14 protein-coding genes and 1 pseudogene are annotated in these 17098 nt (G+C 43.0%); 8 read left to right on the top strand and 7 right to left on the bottom strand.

Annotated features, from left to right (window positions below; translation table 11 throughout):
• Positions 1–23 precede the first annotated feature (23 nt).
• The 6 genes from L4C54_RS02665 to L4C54_RS02640 all read right to left on the bottom strand — a co-directional run bounded on the left by L4C54_RS02665 (position 24) and on the right by L4C54_RS02640 (position 7316).
• The gene (locus tag L4C54_RS02665; protein WP_428801644.1) at positions 24–374 is read right to left on the bottom strand and encodes a putative quinol monooxygenase; all 351 of its coding nucleotides are present in this window, start codon (positions 372–374) and stop codon (positions 24–26) included.
• 143 nt (positions 375–517) lie between these two features.
• A complete protein-coding gene (speB, locus tag L4C54_RS02660) occupies positions 518–1459 on the bottom strand; it encodes an agmatinase (protein ID WP_428806987.1) in 942 nt (313 codons plus the stop codon).
• Positions 1460–3370 (bottom strand): arginine decarboxylase, encoded by a 1911-nt coding sequence (speA, locus tag L4C54_RS02655; RefSeq protein WP_428806986.1) that lies wholly within the window; start codon positions 3368–3370, stop codon positions 1460–1462. It lies immediately after the preceding gene.
• A 331-nt stretch (positions 3371–3701) separates the two neighbouring features.
• Positions 3702–5063, bottom strand: a complete 1362-nt coding sequence (locus L4C54_RS02650) for an L-serine ammonia-lyase (protein ID WP_428806985.1) — start codon at positions 5061–5063, stop codon at positions 3702–3704.
• 78 nt (positions 5064–5141) lie between these two features.
• Positions 5142–6395 carry an aromatic amino acid transport family protein gene (locus L4C54_RS02645; protein WP_428801648.1) on the bottom strand — a complete coding sequence of 418 codons (1254 nt, stop codon included), beginning with the start codon at positions 6393–6395 and terminating at the stop codon, positions 5142–5144.
• A 315-nt stretch (positions 6396–6710) separates the two neighbouring features.
• Positions 6711–7316 (bottom strand): CoA pyrophosphatase, encoded by a 606-nt coding sequence (locus L4C54_RS02640; protein WP_428806984.1) that lies wholly within the window; start codon positions 7314–7316, stop codon positions 6711–6713.
• 357 nt (positions 7317–7673) lie between these two features.
• Here L4C54_RS02640 and L4C54_RS02635 point away from each other — a divergent pair.
• A pseudogene (locus L4C54_RS02635) lies at positions 7674–8063 on the top strand (response regulator); the annotation flags it as partial.
• Here the strand turns inward: L4C54_RS02635 and pabB are convergent.
• The gene (pabB, locus tag L4C54_RS02630) at positions 8060–9439 is read right to left on the bottom strand and encodes an aminodeoxychorismate synthase component I (RefSeq protein ID WP_428806983.1); all 1380 of its coding nucleotides are present in this window, start codon (positions 9437–9439) and stop codon (positions 8060–8062) included. The pseudogene L4C54_RS02635 and the gene pabB overlap by 4 nt on opposite strands.
• Positions 9440–9693: 254 nt before the next feature.
• Here pabB and L4C54_RS02625 point away from each other — a divergent pair, with 254 nt between their 5' ends.
• The 7 genes from L4C54_RS02625 (at position 9694) to L4C54_RS02595 (ending at position 17092) form a co-directional block, all read left to right on the top strand.
• Positions 9694–11208, top strand: coding sequence for a fumarate hydratase (locus L4C54_RS02625; RefSeq protein ID WP_428806982.1), 1515 nt, complete (start codon positions 9694–9696; stop codon positions 11206–11208).
• A 208-nt stretch (positions 11209–11416) separates the two neighbouring features.
• The gene (locus tag L4C54_RS02620; protein WP_102404892.1) at positions 11417–11602 is read left to right on the top strand and encodes a hypothetical protein; all 186 of its coding nucleotides are present in this window, start codon (positions 11417–11419) and stop codon (positions 11600–11602) included.
• A gap of 170 nt (positions 11603–11772) precedes the next feature.
• The gene (locus L4C54_RS02615) at positions 11773–13149 is read left to right on the top strand and encodes a YcjX family GTP-binding protein (RefSeq protein WP_428806981.1); all 1377 of its coding nucleotides are present in this window, start codon (positions 11773–11775) and stop codon (positions 13147–13149) included.
• On the top strand, positions 13146–14213 hold the full coding sequence (locus tag L4C54_RS02610; RefSeq protein WP_428806980.1) for a YcjF family protein: 1068 nt from the start codon (positions 13146–13148) through the stop codon (positions 14211–14213). The genes L4C54_RS02615 and L4C54_RS02610 overlap by 4 nt, the downstream gene beginning before the upstream one ends.
• Before the next feature lie 102 nt (positions 14214–14315).
• Positions 14316–15863, top strand: a complete 1548-nt coding sequence (gene tyrR / locus L4C54_RS02605; protein ID WP_428806979.1) for a transcriptional regulator TyrR — start codon at positions 14316–14318, stop codon at positions 15861–15863.
• A 57-nt stretch (positions 15864–15920) separates the two neighbouring features.
• On the top strand, positions 15921–16505 hold the full coding sequence (gene rimJ / locus L4C54_RS02600) for a ribosomal protein S5-alanine N-acetyltransferase (RefSeq protein ID WP_428806978.1): 585 nt from the start codon (positions 15921–15923) through the stop codon (positions 16503–16505).
• Positions 16502–17092, top strand: coding sequence for an HD domain-containing protein (locus L4C54_RS02595; protein WP_428801656.1), 591 nt, complete (start codon positions 16502–16504; stop codon positions 17090–17092). Before rimJ ends, L4C54_RS02595 begins: the two co-directional genes overlap by 4 nt.
• Positions 17093–17098 lie beyond the last annotated feature (6 nt).

Genomic DNA, 17098 nt, shown 5'->3' with positions numbered 1-17098 from the left:
ATTTTTACTGTAGCAACTACTTATTACTCGTAGATAGGTGCGTCGAAATCCTGACCTTCGTCTGTATATGCAGTAACGACAGCATCTTCGACAAAACCAGTTTCCGCTTTTACTTGAGTTTCAAAAAAGTGTTGTATTTGCTTTCGGCGACCGTGTGCAGACCAAGACTCGGCATCTTCCCAAACTTCATTGAATACGATCGGATATTCGTTTCTAGAGGCACTTGGATGATCAATTTGGCGGGTAAGCATGTATTGAATACAGCCCTGCTCACGATAAGCGTCAGGCTCTAGAGCTTTCAGTACTTCAAACAGCTCAGCTTCTTTCCCTTCTTTTGGCTTAAACTGAGCTAAAACATATACGCGACTAGTCATTGGATTTCCTTTAATTTCTGAGGTTTACAAAGGTAGTAGCTGAGTATAGAAGAAAATGGAGTGTGAAACTAGAAACTAACGGTATGACTAAATACGACTAATGGTTAACTTAGAAAAAGTGCCCTAGATAAGGGCACTATATGTTAACTATTAACCATTAGCGATTGATTCGACCGTGAAGCCCAAACATAGAGAAGTTCCAGTGCAATAGTGGCTCCCGCAAGTGCCGTGACCTCGCTTTGATCGTAAGCCGGAGAGACCTCAACCACATCCATGCCAACAACGTTGATACCAGCAAGTGCACGAAGAATTCTTAACGCCTTGTCCGTTGTTATCCCGCCGCATACGGGTGTTCCTGTTCCCGGAGCAAACGCAGGGTCAAGGCAGTCAATATCAAAAGTGATGTAGACTGGTTTATTCCCGATAATGTTTCGAATGTCAGCCGCTATCTCTTCTGCACTCATATCGTTGGCTTGCATTGCGTTTATCACATTAAAGGCATGCTCATCATCGTTATACTCGGTGCGAATTCCTACCTGTACAGAATGCTCTGGCGAAATTAAACCTTCTTTTGGTGCATGATAGAACATTGTTCCATGATCATATCGACTGCCACTTGCGTAGGTATCGGTATGTGCGTCAAAATGAATCAGTGCCATTTCACCATAATGTTTAGCGTGTGCCCTTAGTATCGGTAGAGTGACGAAGTGATCGCCACCCAATGCCAACATTGTTTTCCCACTGCTTAGTATCTCGCTTGCTGCAGACTCTAGCCGGCGACTCAAGTCTTCCGCATCACCACAATCAAAGACAATATCACCGGAGTCGATAACATTATGATTATCAAAAATGTTAAAGGCCCATGGGAATTTTTTTCCTTCCCAAGCAAGATTCACTGATGCTCGACGAATGGCATCGGGCCCCATTCTAGCTCCAGGTCTACCAGACGTTGCCAAATCTAGTGGAACACCGAGAACCACGACGTCGGCTTCACTGTTAGCTGGGTTATTAACCAACGGACGACGCAGAAACGTCATGGCATTTGAATACAGTGAGTAGTCTGTTTTCGTAAACAGATCATTCATTTAAAAATCCTCCAAATAGGTGTACCCCGTCAAGCCTTGCTCTAACTCTTGTAAGACAAGTCCTTGCTCATTCTTCGTCACATAACGCTCGACGAGTTGACGATAGTTGCTTCGAATGTCGTCAACATCAATATGAACATAGCGCATCATATCTTCGACAGAATCGCCTTCATCGATTGACTCAAAGGTGGTTTCGCCGTGCTCATCTATTGTGACGACTGCGCTGTGTGTATCGCCAAACAAATTGTGCATATCGCCTAAGATCTCTTGGTAGGCACCCACTAAGAAAAACCCCATCAAGTAGGGCTGCTCTTTATCCCAAGCGGGTACTGCAAGTGTCTTTTCAATGCCTTGGCCTTCAACATAGTGATCAATTACGCCATCGGAATCACAGGTGATGTCGAGAATTACCGCTCGCTTATCATCAACTTCCTGTAATCCAGAAAGAGGTAACACTGGGAAGACTTGATCAATTCCCCATGCGTCTGGCAATGATTGAAACAATGAGAAATTGACAAAGAACTTATCGGCTAAACGACTGTTTAATTCGTCTAAAATCGGTCTGTGAAAGCGATTTTTATTACTCATCAGTTTCCGTAATTCAGCGTAAATACGCAGTGATAACTGCTCTGCCCATGCGCGTTGCTCTAGGTTAATAACACCGGTTGAGAATGACGCATGCGCTTCGCCTAAGTCACTTTGTGTATCGTTGTAAATTTCTATCAGTGCACGGTCATCGCTGCCTTTAGTTAAGTTTTGCCAGTTACACCAAAGGTTCTGTAGAAGAACTGGCGCGTCAACTTCTGGTGCTTCTATATGCTCAACCGCGTAGCTCTCTGTTCCGATAACATTGGTTATGAGTACTGCGTGATGCGCGGTTAATGAACGCCCTGATTCTGAAATAATAACTGGGTTTGGCTGCCAATACTCATTACATACATCTCCAACGGTATTTACCACATTTCGCGCGTATTCAGCTAAGCCATAGTTCATTGAGTTAGATGACTGACTTCTCGTGCCGTCATAATCCACCGCCAAGCCGCCGCCAATATCGAAGTATTCTAATGGCGTGCCCAGCTTGCGCAGTTCACAATAAAAACGCGCTGCTTCATTCACTCCACTGCGAACATCACGAATGTTGGCCATCTGCGAGCCTAAGTGAAAGTGCACCAGCTGCATTGCTTCTAATTGGTCTTCATTCTTCAAGCGGTCGATGACACTAAGTACTTGTGATGCAGACAAACCGAATTTTGATTTTTCTCCACCACTAGCTTGCCATTTCCCAGCGCCTTGAGAAGCAAGACGAATACGTAAGCCCATACGAGGTTTTACGCCTAGTGCCTTAGCTTCACGAAGAACAATATCGAGCTCAGACAGTTTTTCTAAAACAATAAAGACCTTATGACCTAGCTTTTCCCCAATAAGCGCAAGACGAATATATTCGCGATCTTTATAGCCGTTGCAGACAATCACAGAACTAGCTTGTTGGGCTAGTGCGAGTACGGCTAGTAATTCCGGCTTGCTTCCCGCTTCAAGTCCCAATTGTTTTGTCTCTAATTGAGCTTGGCTAGCAAGTATTTGATCAACGACCTCTTTTTGCTGATTCACTTTAATTGGGTAAACCAATAAGTACTGATTGTCGTATTGGTACTCTTCTATTGCTTGATTAAAGGCATTACAAATATTGTGCACGCGCTGATGAATAATCTGCGGAAAACGCAGCAAAGCGGGCAGGGTTAACCCTTTTTTCTCTAGTTTTTTTGCGATTGTAGTCAGCGGTGTTGCATGTTGCTTATCACTTCTCGGCGAGACAACGATCTCTCCATCATCATTAATGCCAAAGAAGTCTTGGCTCCAATACTGCACGTTGTAGTCAGCGCGGATGTTGTCTAGTTTAGATTTACCGGTCACGGCTTTTGTCTCATATTCTGATGCACAAGCATCGTTATTAACCTATTAATTCGTGATTCTCTTCCTTGAAAATTACGCCAAATTTCTCGCAGATTTCAATTATTATTTTGGGTGCGAATTGGAGCGTATTAACGGATAAATTTGGGGCTCTGTCTAACAAAAGGATTTTGTCGTCATGATTAAAAATACAAGGAAAGGTGTCGGATATAGTCGAAAGGGGGGGGCTTTTGTATTACTTAACATATGCAGAAAACAAAAAGCCCGAGCAGTTGCTCAGGCTTCATTATTCTAGTGGTTCTTACTTAGTAAGAAACTAATGGTATTTGCTTGTTTAGCAAACCACTTTAATCGCCAGTCCACCTTGAGAGGTTTCACGGTATTTAGCGTTCATGTCTTTGCCTGTTTCTAGCATTGTTTCGATAACTTTATCTAGAGAAACACGAGGGTCAGATGAACGACGTAGAGCCATACGAGTAGAGTTGATAGCTTTAACCGCAGCAATACCATTACGCTCGATACATGGAACTTGAACTTGTCCTGCAACTGGGTCACAAGTCAGCCCTAAGTTATGCTCCATTCCAATCTCTGCCGCCATACAAACTTGCTCTGGGCTTCCACCCATTAGCTCAGCAAGACCAGCAGCAGCCATAGAACACGCCACACCGACTTCACCTTGGCAGCCAACTTCAGCGCCAGAGATAGAAGCGTTACGTTTGTATAGGCCACCAATTGCGCCGGAAGCTGCAAAATAACGAATGTAGTCTTTTTCAGTAACGGTTTGAATGAACTTATCGTAGTAAGCCAGAACTGCAGGGATAATGCCACAAGCACCGTTCGTTGGAGCCGTCACAACACGCCCACCCGCTGCATTCTCTTCATTGACAGCAAATGCAAACATGTTTACCCAGTCAACAACCGCCATTGGGTCATTAGAGGTTTTCTCTGAAGTCAGCAGTTGTTGGCGAAGTGCAGAAGCACGGCGAGGTACACGCAATGGTCCAGGAAGAATGCCTTCAGTATTCATACCGCGATCCATACATTCGCGCATGGTTTTCCAGATTTTTGCGTAGTACGTACGAGACTCTTCGTCTGAACGTAGTGACTTTTCATTCTCAATCACTAGCGTACTAATAGATAAACCGCTCTCTTTACATTGGTTAATTAGCTCTTCAGCTGATGTAAATTCGTAAGGGGCTTTAATTGGATTTTCGTCTTCTTTACCAAAGTTCTCTTCGTCGACGATGAAACCGCCACCAATAGAGTAATAAGTTTTCGAATAAGCCACTTCATTATCAATCCACGCATGAATTTGCATGCCATTTTCGTGAAGTGATAAGTTAGAAGTGTGAAAGTTCATGCCGCCATCTTTTGGAAAAGAGACAGTATGACAGTGCATACCAACTGGAAGACGTTCCGTCTCCTCTACGCGAGCGATGAAGCCTGGAATAGAATCGATATCAACTTTTTCTGGCGTGTTGCCAGCAAGACCCATGATGATAGCGATATCTGTGTGGTGACCTTTCCCTGTCAGTGATAATGATCCATATACGTCCACGGTGATTTTAGTGATATCGCGCAATTTTCCCATTGAGCGTAAATCATCAATAAACTCTTTACCCGCTTTCATTGGTCCAACTGTGTGTGAGCTCGATGGACCAACACCGATTTTATAGATGTCGAATACACTGATCATATTTGAAACCTCATTAGAAAAGGCCCCTAAAATGGAGCCTTATTTTAGTTATTATGTCTAACCTAGATTAGATTCGGCTTAGAATATACCGTTAATTGCAGAAGTTACAGCAGCAAGGCCACAAATTGCAGTGAAGATTTGAACTGGCTTAGAAGTTTTGTACTTAGCCATCGCTGGTACTTTGTTCATTGCAAAGATAGGAAGTAGGAACAAGATAGCCGCGATCATTGGAGCACCAAGGTCTTCAATCATACCTAGGATATCTGGGTTGATGATAGCAACAGCCCAAGTAGTTAGTACGATGAAAGCTAGTGAGCCTTTTTCAATTTTAGATTCTGAAGCATTAGTACGTGACTTAGCTAGACCCATTAGGCCTTCTTGAGCACCTAGGAAGTGACCGAAGTAGCTTGAACAGATTGCAGCAAACGCAACAACAGGGCCTAGGATAGAGATAAACGGTGATTCATGAATGTTAGCAAGGTAAGACAGAACACTGATGTTTTGTGCTTGTGCTTCAGATAGTTGCTCTGGAGATAGAGATAGTACTACAGAGAATACGAAGAACATTACAAAGCCCATCAGCATCATTGCCGCGCCGCCAGTGATAGCGTCAGTTTTCTTAACTGCGTTCTCACCGTGCTCTAAACGTTGTTGTTTAGCGAATTGGCTGATGATTGGGCTATGGTTGAATGAGAATACAATCATTGGAAGTGCTAACCAAATCAGAACTGGCATTGCGCTCCAGTCTGGGCTAACTGCAATCATTGATGTGTTCCACTCAGGGATAAGGTAGAACGATAGAGCTAGAAGAATAGCTACAAGTGGGTAAACCAGTGCAGACGTTATTTTCAGCATTAGCTCTTTACCAAACAAGATACCTGCCGTCATCATCGCAATCAATGAACCAGACAGTAACCAGCGAGGAATTGATTCCATGCCTACTTGGTTTACTAGAAAAGAGTCAACAGTGTTAGTGATACCAACGCCGTAGATAAGAACAATAGGGTAAATAGCGAAGAAGTATGCGAACGTAATAAGGTTTGCGCCAGTTTTACCGAAGTGTTCTTCAACTGTTTCACTGATATCTGCGTTAGGATTTTTAGCAGAAAGAACGAAACGAGCCAAAGATTTGTGTGCGAACCAAGTCATTGGGAACGCGATCATTGCGAGAATAGCTAGAGTCCAGAAACCGCCCGCACCAGCACGGATTGGAAGGAATAGTACACCAGCACCAACAGCAGTACCGAAAAGTGATAGACACCAAGTGAAATCTTTATAAGTCCACTTAGAAGAAGTTTGCGTAGCCGAAGCTGTAGAAGTTTGTGTGTTCATTAATAGTACTCATTTTGGGAACAGGAAATAAGTTGAGCGCATTGTGCATAGATTTGTTGCACAAATATTAGATCTAGATCATGTATTTGCCTAGATTATAAAACCATCAATAAAAACATGTTCTGGGTCACGTAATTTACGTGCTACGCATTATCTGGATTGTTGTTTTGGATTACTTTTTCTAATGATGGTGTGCGTTGGCTGTTTTGTGTGCGCTTTGTAGCGTAAGGTGCCAAGGCAAACGGTTGCGGAGTTTTGAGTGTTACTTTATCTAATAGTTAATGAACTGTAGTGTCATTGAAACTATTAAGTTTTTTAATTGATGGTCATGATATGTTGCTGCATTGCTTGAATAATTTGTGCTGTCATTCCCCAGATGAAATGATTTTTGTATGGCAGACCAAAAACACGGTGATCATGCTGATTAATGGTAAATAAGTGGCTATAGAGCTGACGTTTATCGAGCATAAAACTAACCGGAATCTCAAAAGCTTCATCGACTTCATTTGGGTCAATCGACATAGAGTAGTTTGGGTTAATAAAAGCAAGGACAGGGGTTACAGAGAAGTGGCTAACGGTAATCAGTTCTGGCATCTGACCAAAAACTTGTATGTGGCTAGGGTCGATACCGACTTCTTCATGTGTTTCTCTAATTGCGGTGAATAATAGCGAGGAGTCGCTCTCTTCATACTTACCACCTGGGAAGCTAATTTGCCCTGGATGGTGTCTTAAGTGTTTTGCCCGCCGTGTTAGCACAACCGATAGTCCATGAGGTCTTTCGATAAATCCAACTAATACGGAAGCTTTTCTAAGAGGGCGATTTGTTAAGTGGGAGACGCGTTTCATTGATTCTGCGTGATAACTGACAGGCTGTTGAAACTGAAATTTTTGAATTAAATTGCTTTTATTAAGTTCAAACAACGTAAATGACCTCAAGTATTGATTGATGAAGGTGAGTTAATGAACGCATATTCTTTAAAAGCCAAAACGGACATAAGTAATGGGTGACCTTATATCGTAAGTGTTGCTTTACTCATTTAAGAATAGTTCATAATAAGCAAAGTGATTATTTTTACAGGACTTTTATGCAAATTTTTGATGGTTACGACGTGCTTTAGCTCAACGACATGCTAAATTAATAAGTGTGAGAACTACGCAAACTTGGTTGTCGCATTATTATATTCTGTTAGGTTTCTCCCTTCGTCAATTATGTAGAGGAAATACATGAAGTATCCTTCACCACCGTTACAAGATTCCGATATGAATACCGAAGCCTTTGCCTCTTTATCGGTACTGGTTGCTGAAGATATTCGAATGAATCAGATTATAATCAGCCAGATACTGAAGAAATTTAATCTAGTGCCAGATATTAGTAATAATGGAATAGAAGCGATATCAGCGATAGAGACGTTGGAAGGCAGCGACAGTCATCAATATGATATTGTCTTTATGGACTATCGAATGCCAGAAATGGATGGTCTAGAAGCCACTAAAGTTCTAAGACAACGTGGCTTTGATAAACCCATTATAGCGCTAACGGCGGCTGTTACAGCGGAAGAGCGTGAGAAGTGTATTAACAGCGGTATGAATGATGTATTAACCAAACCGTATACCGCTTCATGTTTATATAAAATAATGACTAAGTGGATCAAGCCTGATTTAAATTAGCTCTCTAACACTGGCAGAATTCGGCTTAGTTTATCAAGTGTCTCTTGATACTCTGAATCACACTCGCTGTCTGCGACCACGCCACCGCCAGCCCACGCGTAGATATTAGAATCTTTTGCCACAAGAGTGCGAATGGTAATACTGGTATCCATTGTTCCGTCACGGCTGATATAACCAATACTGCCACAGTAAGCACTTCGTCTGTGAGGTTCGAGCTCTTCAATGATCTCCATTGCTCTCACTTTCGGGGCGCCTGTAATGGAGCCGCCCGGAAAACATGCCTTAAGTAAGTCAGCATTACTGTAGTTGTCATCAAGCTTAGCTCTAATCGTACTGACAAGGTGGTGCACAGCCGGGAAGCTTTCTATATCAAACAACTTTGGCACATGAACACTACCAGGCTTCGCTACTCGGCCAATATCATTACGAAGCAAATCAACAATCATTAAGTTTTCAGCTTGATCTTTTTCAGCGCAAGCCAGTTCATGAGCGTTGGCATCATCAATTTTTTTATCGTCAGATCGCGGCCTTGTACCTTTGATAGGTTTGGTTTCAATGAAGCGGCCTTTTATTTGCAAAAAACGCTCAGGTGAGACGCTTAAAATTGCGCTCTCGTCGGTTCGAATGAAAGCAGAGAAAGGCGCAAGATTATGAGACTCAAGCTTCAGGTATGCTTGCCATTCGCTGCCTATATAATTGGCATGAAAGCGTTGCGCCAAGTTAATTTGATAGCAGTCACCAGAAAGAAGGTACTGCTGTACTTTGTCAAACTTGGTGGAGTAGCTCTGCTTAGTCATATTTGAAGCCCAAGGAGAACTCAACTGAAATGGAACATGTTGGTTTTGGTCGCTTGACTTGGCTTGTGACTGTAGCCATTGCCAGTGAGCATCCACATGAAGGCCAACGATATACGCAGAGCGTTTATGATGATCAATCACCAATGCCCACTCATAAAGACCGACCGCCATCTCCGGTAAGCCAATGTCATCTTCTGCTAAATTTGGTAAGGCTTCGACTCGACGCCCCAAATCATAGGAAAAGTAGCCTACAGCTCCTCCTATAAAAGGAAGCTCAGTACAATGCTCTTCGTCTGGAAGGTACTGATTCTGGAGGCTAGCAAGCAGTTCAAATGGGTCACTATGGCTATCAAAATTGCCGTTAGGGCTTGTCACATGAGTCGCTAACTGCCGAGTGGTTAATGTCACTATTGGATTCGCAACTAAAATATCAAAGCGACTATCAATGTGCTCTTCGGAGGCTGAGCGCAAAAGCATAGCCCAAGGTTGATGCTGGATAGGTGCGAATAGCTGATTGGCTAAGTCCGGTTGGTAGTCAATAGATGTCGTTTGGACAGACTCTTGCTCTTTAATTTTCATACGATTAAGTGTTCATGCAGATAGGGTTCATGCGGGGGAAGTGTTCATTTGTATAAATTGTGACGAAGAAAACGATCACTTCATAGCGCCTAAAGGAAAGCAAGAGTATCATAAAAACCAAATAAAAAGTCGCTACTTGATTGTAATGTCGATAGAAGTTGTTAAAGGCTGCCATACGGTGCTTTCTATAGCTCTCGACTCTTTCTATGATTAAAGGTAGTGATAAAGGAAGCATAACTATAATGAGGAAAGCAATGACAGCCATTCGTAAGCAAGATGTCATCAGTAGCGTTGCTGATGCACTCCAATATATCTCTTTCTATCACCCGCTCGATTTTATTCAAGCGCTTGATGCTGCTTACCAGCGTGAAGAGAGTAAAGCCGCCAAAGACGCAATTGCTCAAATCCTAATAAATTCTAGAATGTCTGCGGAAGGGCACCGCCCACTTTGTCAAGATACGGGCATTGTGACCTGTTTTGTTAACATCGGAATGGATGTTAAATGGGAAACAGACCTAACGGTTCAGCAGATGATCGATGAAGGGGTTCGTCAAGCGTATAACAACCCAGATAACCCACTGCGAGCTTCTATTCTAAAAGACCCTGCAGGCAAGCGAATTAATACCAAAGATAATACGCCAGCGGTTGTGCACATTAATATGGTGCCGGGTGATAAAGTTGATATTCAAATTGCAGCCAAGGGCGGCGGTTCTGAAAACAAAACTAAGATGGTGATGCTAAACCCGTCAGATGACATTGCAGAGTGGGTAGAAAAAACACTACCAACGATGGGCGCGGGTTGGTGTCCACCAGGCATGTTAGGCATAGGCATTGGCGGTACGGCTGAAAAATCAGCGGTACTGGCGAAGGAATCATTGATGGGGCATATCGACATTCAAGAATTGATCGATCGCGGCCCTGAGAATGCTGAAGAAGAACTTCGTCTAGATATCTTCAATCGAGTGAACAAATTAGGTATTGGTGCGCAAGGCCTTGGCGGTTTAACAACCGTGGTTGATGTGAAAATTATGACTGCGCCAACGCATGCGGCGTCAAAACCAGTGACCATGATCCCTAACTGTGCGGCTACTCGTCACGTACACTTCACGCTTGATGGCAGTGGTCCTGCGGAATTAACGCCGCCTAAACTTGAAGACTGGCCTGATATTACTTGGGAAGCAGGCGAAAACACACGTCGAGTAAACCTAGATGAAGTTACACAGGAAGATGTTCAATCGTGGAAAACGGGTGAAACGGTTCTGCTTTCTGGCAAGATCTTAACTGGCCGTGATGCGATGCATAAACGCCTACAAGGCATGATTGAAAGTGGTGAAGGCCTGCCTGAAGGGTTAGACCTTAAAGGTAAGTTTATTTACTACGTTGGCCCTGTTGATGCAGTAGGTGATGAAGTTGTAGGACCTGCAGGCCCGACAACAGCAACACGTATGGATAAGTTCACAGACATGATGCTAGAAGATGTTGGCATTATGGGCATGATTGGTAAAGCCGAGCGTGGTCCTGCAACGGTTGAGTCAATTAAGAAGCATAAGGCTGTTTACTTAATGGCTGTTGGTGGCGCAGCTTACCTAGTGTCGAAAGCGATTAAGAAATCACGTGTTGTCGCGTTTGAAGATTTGGGTATGGAAGCGATTTACGAATTTGAAGTTGAAGATATGCCTGTGACAGTTGCGGTAGATTCAACGGGTGCAAACGCTCACCAAATTGGTCCTGATACGTGGAAAGTTAAGATTGCAGAAGCGAATTCGTAAGCACGATTTACTTCTTAATAATGAGACTCTTTAAAAATGTTGGTGGCAACAGCGTAAATCTAACATTGCGGTGGCGAAAGCCACTGTGAGTCTCGTTATACTTTCTCAAAGTAAAAATATCAATAAGTTAGATTTGCATTATGGTATTACTCTATGTAGCGAATCTAGTTAAAAGCTTAACTTACAAACACGATCTCAGGAGAGTAGAGTGCCTCGATTTATTCAAATTTTACAAATTGCCATTGCGATTGTAGTTGGTAGTTTCCTTGGTTATGACTTGATTTTGCATGGTATTAGCATTTTTGATGTTAAGTACGTCACCATCACTTGTGTTTTGTTTGTGATGTTAGAGCTTGCTCTGTTTGTTATCTACAAGTTGATAGAAGACGACTAAAGATTATCGGACTTCTCCAATCTCTAAGCCCTTGATATTAATCAGGGGCTTTTTTGTTCATCTAAGATTAAGATTAACTCAATTAGATTAGGGTCTGTTGACCTTTCGAGCAAAATTAACCGCGAAAGATCAATAGACCCTAGTCTCACAGGTTTAGTAAGAGAGCATTAATGAAAAGACTGAAACAAGAAGTGAACGACTTTCTTTATCGAAGTACCGACTCTCATGTTCGCATTGCGGTCACGGGGTTATCCCGTGCTGGAAAAACCGCTTTCATTACCTCTATGGTTAATCAGCTGTTGCACACGTCTACTCATGACAACTTACCGCTGCTAAAAGCGGCAAGAGGCAAGCGGATTGTTGGAGCAAAACGTGTTCCTCAACATAATATGATGGTCCCTAGATTCGCCTATGACGAAGCGATTGAACAGCTAGGTTCAACACCGCCTCAGTGGCCGATACCAACACGTGATGTTAGTGAAATTCGCTTGGCGATTAAGTACAAGCCAGAAAAACGACATAAAAAAATCCTGAGCTCTACCTCTACACTTTATCTCGACATTATAGATTACCCCGGTGAGTGGTTGCTTGATCTTCCTCTGCTTGATATGGATTTTCACCAATGGTCGGAGAGCCAATTTGACGCGCTTAAAGGACAAAGAAAAGTTCTGGCTGAAAACTGGTTAAAACAACTGGAAGCGTTAGATCTCAACGCGGAAGCGGATGAGAAGACGTTAGAGTCAATTTCTTTGGCTTACACAGAGTATTTGCATAGCTGTAAAGAGGCTGGCCTTCATTGGGTTCAGCCTGGGCGTTTTGTTCTACCTGGCGATCTTTCGGGAGCGCCCGTATTACAGTTTTTTCCTTGCCGAATTAAGTCAGGCAGTAAACCAGAAAAAAACACTAATCTTGAGATGCTGACTAAGCGATATCAGCAGTATCAACAAAAAGTGGTGAAAGCTTTTTATAAGCAATACTTCTCGACGTTCGATCGACAAGTGGTTCTGGTTGATTGCTTGTCGCCGTTAAACGCCAGCCATGAATCATTCAATGATATGAGTACGGCTTTAGAGCAAATTATGCACAGCTTCCGATACGGTCGCAGCGGTATCCTTAAACGCCTTTTCTCTCCCAAAATTGACAAGATTCTATTTGCGGCCACTAAAGCTGATCACGTTACTCCTGAACAGCACCCTAATTTGGTTTCATTATTACAGCAACTGGTACACCCCGCATGGCAAAATGCTGCTTTTGAAAACATAGATATGAATTGCATTGCGATGGCCTCTATACAGGCAACAACCGCGGGGTTTATCAACTCTGGTGACAGTACTATGGCCGCGATTCAAGGTCATACTTTACAAGGCGATGCTCTGACGGTTTTCCCTGGAGACGTACCTAGTAAATTACCTCGCGCTGAGTATTGGAGTGAAACAGGTTTTGAGTTTAATTCTTTCGCGCCAAAACAAAAGCCAGAATACGGTCCGAGTGAGCATATTCGAATGGATAAGGCTCTAGAATATATTATTGGAGACAAGCTTGTATGACAGATTTAAAGACAAAGCATATTTTTACTCAGCCTTTAGATAGCACAAGCTCAGATGGTCGCAAAAACGCGACAGATGCAAATTCTAACGTGAGTGGGGAAAGTGAATTAAACGCTCAACAAATATTAGATACGCAGCAAGCTGAAATGTTTGTTCCAAGTGTTGCCATTGAAGAAAGCCCCGAAGTCGAGTTAGATCAATTAATTCGCCCAAAGAAAGGTAGCAAGAGGCTGTTCGCAGCATTATTTACCGTTTTTAGTGGTTTATTGAGTTGGCAAGCGATTGATTCAATTTTGACGGCCATTACAACCGCCGATTGGCTATCTCTCGGTTGGTCAGGGCTCATCGCAACTATTTCCGCGTTAGGCGTTGGCGCAATCGGTAAAGAACTCTGGAAACTAAGAAAGCTCCGTCATCATTTTACCGCACAAGAGCAAAGTGAAGCGTTAATCAAACAAGGAGGCGTCGGAAAAGCTCGCTCCTTTTGTATCGATATAGCGAAGCAAAGCGGATTAACCGATGAGAACCCAAGTTTTGATCGGTGGAAGAATAGTATTACCGATTCACACAGTGATGCTGAAGTTATTGAGCTTTATGAGTCGCTCGTTGTAAGCCAATTTGATGAGAAAGCCGCTCAAATAGTGACAAAGCATGCGACCGAATCTGCCATTTTGGTTGCTGTTAGCCCACTAGCACTGGCCGATATGGCACTTGTAGCGTGGCGAAATTTAAAAATGATCGACTCATTAGCTACCTTGTATGGCGTCGAACTTGGTTATTGGTCACGAGTATCATTATTCAAATTAGTGTTAGTTAATATGGCAGCGGCGGGAGCCAGTGAACTTGCGATAGACGCCAGTATGGATTTGCTCTCGATGGATGTCGCGGGGAAGCTGTCCGCTAGAGCAGGGCAGGGGATTGGCGTTGGAATTCTATCTGCAAGGATTGGAATTAAGGCCATTGCACTGTTAAGGCCTATGGCTTGGCAAAAAGAGAATGCATTAACCTTGTCGACGATTCGCAAGCAGATCGTCTCCAAAGTCGCTGCTATTTCAATCAAATAGTCGTAAGCATCGTCGTATTCAAGTTAGAATTCTTGACGCATTACAGGGCATGAGCGAAACTAGTGTCAACTTTTTCTGACACCGTTCAATTAGGATTTCTTAGTGCGTCTAGAAGTATTTTGTGAAGATAGATTAGGTCTAACTCGAGAGTTGCTTGATATATTAGCCTCAAAGAATATTGACCTGCGCGGCATCGAAATTGATGTCAGCGGTATTATTTACCTCAATTGTCCCGATATTGATTTTGACACTTTCAGTGAGTTGATGACTGAGATACGTCGAATTTCTGGGGTGAAAGACGTTCGAAAAATCCAATTCATGCCAATTGAACGGCACAATACAGAGCTAATATCTCTACTTAATAACCTTCCAGATCCTGTACTAGCGATTGATCTTAAAGGTCATATCGATTTAGCTAACCACGCAGCCGTTGACCTCTTTAAGCAAGCTGATTCCGATATTATTGGCCAGCAAATATCCTCTTTGTTGCCAAGCTTTGATTTTTCTCATTGGTTTGAAGGCAGTATTATCCGTCAACGTGAAAATCTCGTCATTGACGGGCTTGATTACGCGATGGAAATTATGCCGGTTTATATTACGGGTGAGTCAAACGAATCAACCTTAGCTAGTGCGGTTATGATCATTCGTTCTGGCAGTAACAAGCTTCAGTTTGATGATAACCTACCTCTTAATAACAACTTGGGTTTCGAGTACTTTGTTGGGGTATCCAATCGTCATAAAGCATTAATTAGCCAAGCCAAGAAACTATCAATGCTTGATCAACCCTTACTGATTGAAGGCGAAACCGGAACAGGCAAAGAGATGTTGGCACGTGCTTGCCACAATCGTTCTAATAGAGCAGCTTCTTCATTCTTGATTTTAAGTTGTGCCTCTATGCCTGATGACGTTGCTGAGACCGAACTGTTTGGTCACGCACCGGGATCATTTAATCATGAACAAGGTCATAAAGGGATTTTTGAGCAGGCGAATGGCGGTACCGTATTTCTCGATGAAATTGGTGAGATGAGTGCTCACTTGCAAATAAAGTTATTGAGGTTTTTACAAGACGGCACATTTAGACGAGTAGGCGAAGAGCATGAAGTGCATGTTGATGTCCGTGTTATTGCATCGACAAGACACAACCTTGCGGAACTTGCAGACTCAGGCGCGTTTAGAGAAGATCTGTTTTATCGACTTAATGTACTGACTCTGCGTATTCCTGCATTGCGTGAGCGAACTAATGACATTGCACCGTTGTTGGAGTTGTTCGCAGCAAAATACGCGACTCAACTTGGTATGGCGAAACCTGAAATGGCAGACGATCTGGTTGATGGGCTTTCGAATTATCAATGGCCGGGCAATATGCGCCAACTCGATAATATGGTGCTGCGAGCACTGACCGAGTGGCAAGAAGGCCGCCTTGATGTGTCACTATTCCATTTACCGCAATTAGAAGCGGTATCGACAGGCATTCCGAGTGTAAACTTAGATGGCTCCCTTGATGAAATCATGAAAGAGTACGAATCACAGGTGCTTGAAAGGTTGTATCAGTCATTCCCATCAAGTCGAAAGTTAGCAAAACGATTGAATGTTTCTCATACATCGATTGCTAATAAGTTACGTGATTATTCAATTCGAAAAAATCAGTAAAAAATGAAATCGATGCACGACTATTACCGATAAACCGCTCATGAATGATAGAGGCGAATGAATAGAACTAACTCACACCGTAGCGTCTATGAAGTTGATGATAGCTTCGTGCTGCGCACTGCAGAAATCGACGACGCTCAAAGAATTACTGATTACTTTAACCGTAATCGCTCGCATCTGAAGGCATGGGAGCCTAAACGGGAAGACGCATTCTTTAGCTATACAGGCTGGGCTCAGAAACTTGTAAAGCTTCACGAACTTCATTCGCTCGGGCTTGGCTTTTATTTGATCATCATTGACCCCAATGAAGATAAAGTGATTGGTACGGTTTCATTCAGTAATTTATCTAGATTTCCTTGCTATACCTGCACCGTCGGTTATTCTCTTGATGAAAATGCCCAAGGTAAAGGGGTCATGTCCCGTGCACTCAAGCTTGCGGTAAATTACATGTTTACCTATCAGTCAATGCACCGAATTAACGCGGCTTATATGCCAAGTAATGAACGAAGTGCTGCGGTACTAAAGAATAATGGTTTTGAAAAAGAAGGTTTTGCTAAACAGTTCTTACTTATTAACGGTCAGTGGCAAGATCATATTTTGACCAGTTGTATTAATTTCGATTGGAAGGCGGTGAATCGGTGAACGAACGGCTAGTTAAACAGCTTTCACTTATTATAGAACTCGATCAGCTCAAGTCTGTTTTACGCCGCACACGAGTGAAAAGTGCTGATGGGCGTTTGGAAAATAGCGCAGAACACAGTTGGCATGTCGCGCTTATGGCGATATTAATGGAAGAGCATGCCAATGAGCCTGTTGATATTTCACGAGTAGTAAAAATGTTGCTATTGCACGACATTGTCGAAATAGATGCTGGCGACACCTTTGTTTATGATATGGCGGCTTCACTTGAGCAGGAAGAGAAAGAGTTGGCGGCAGCTGAACGTTTGTTCTCAATGCTGCCAAGTGATCAAGGCAATGAACTAAAAACAATTTGGCTTGAGTTTGAATCCGCTTTAACGGCAGATGCCAAGTTTGCCAAAGCGCTTGATCGTATCATCCCCATGTTGCTTAACTTTCATAATGATGGACAAAGTTGGCAAGAACATGGCGTCACTCAAGAGCAAGTGCTAAACGTCAACAGTAAGATTGCGCTTGGATCGCAGACGCTGTGGGATGAAGCAAAACGAATGATAGATCTAGCTGTTGATAACGGCTGGTTAAAAAAATAACGAGGA

Source organism: Vibrio lamellibrachiae (assembly GCF_050337265.1).
Taxonomy (GTDB): Bacteria; Pseudomonadota; Gammaproteobacteria; order Enterobacterales; family Vibrionaceae; genus Vibrio; species Vibrio kyushuensis.
The sequence above is the reverse complement of the archived record's forward strand: the minus strand, read 5'-3'. Positions and strand labels throughout refer to the sequence as shown.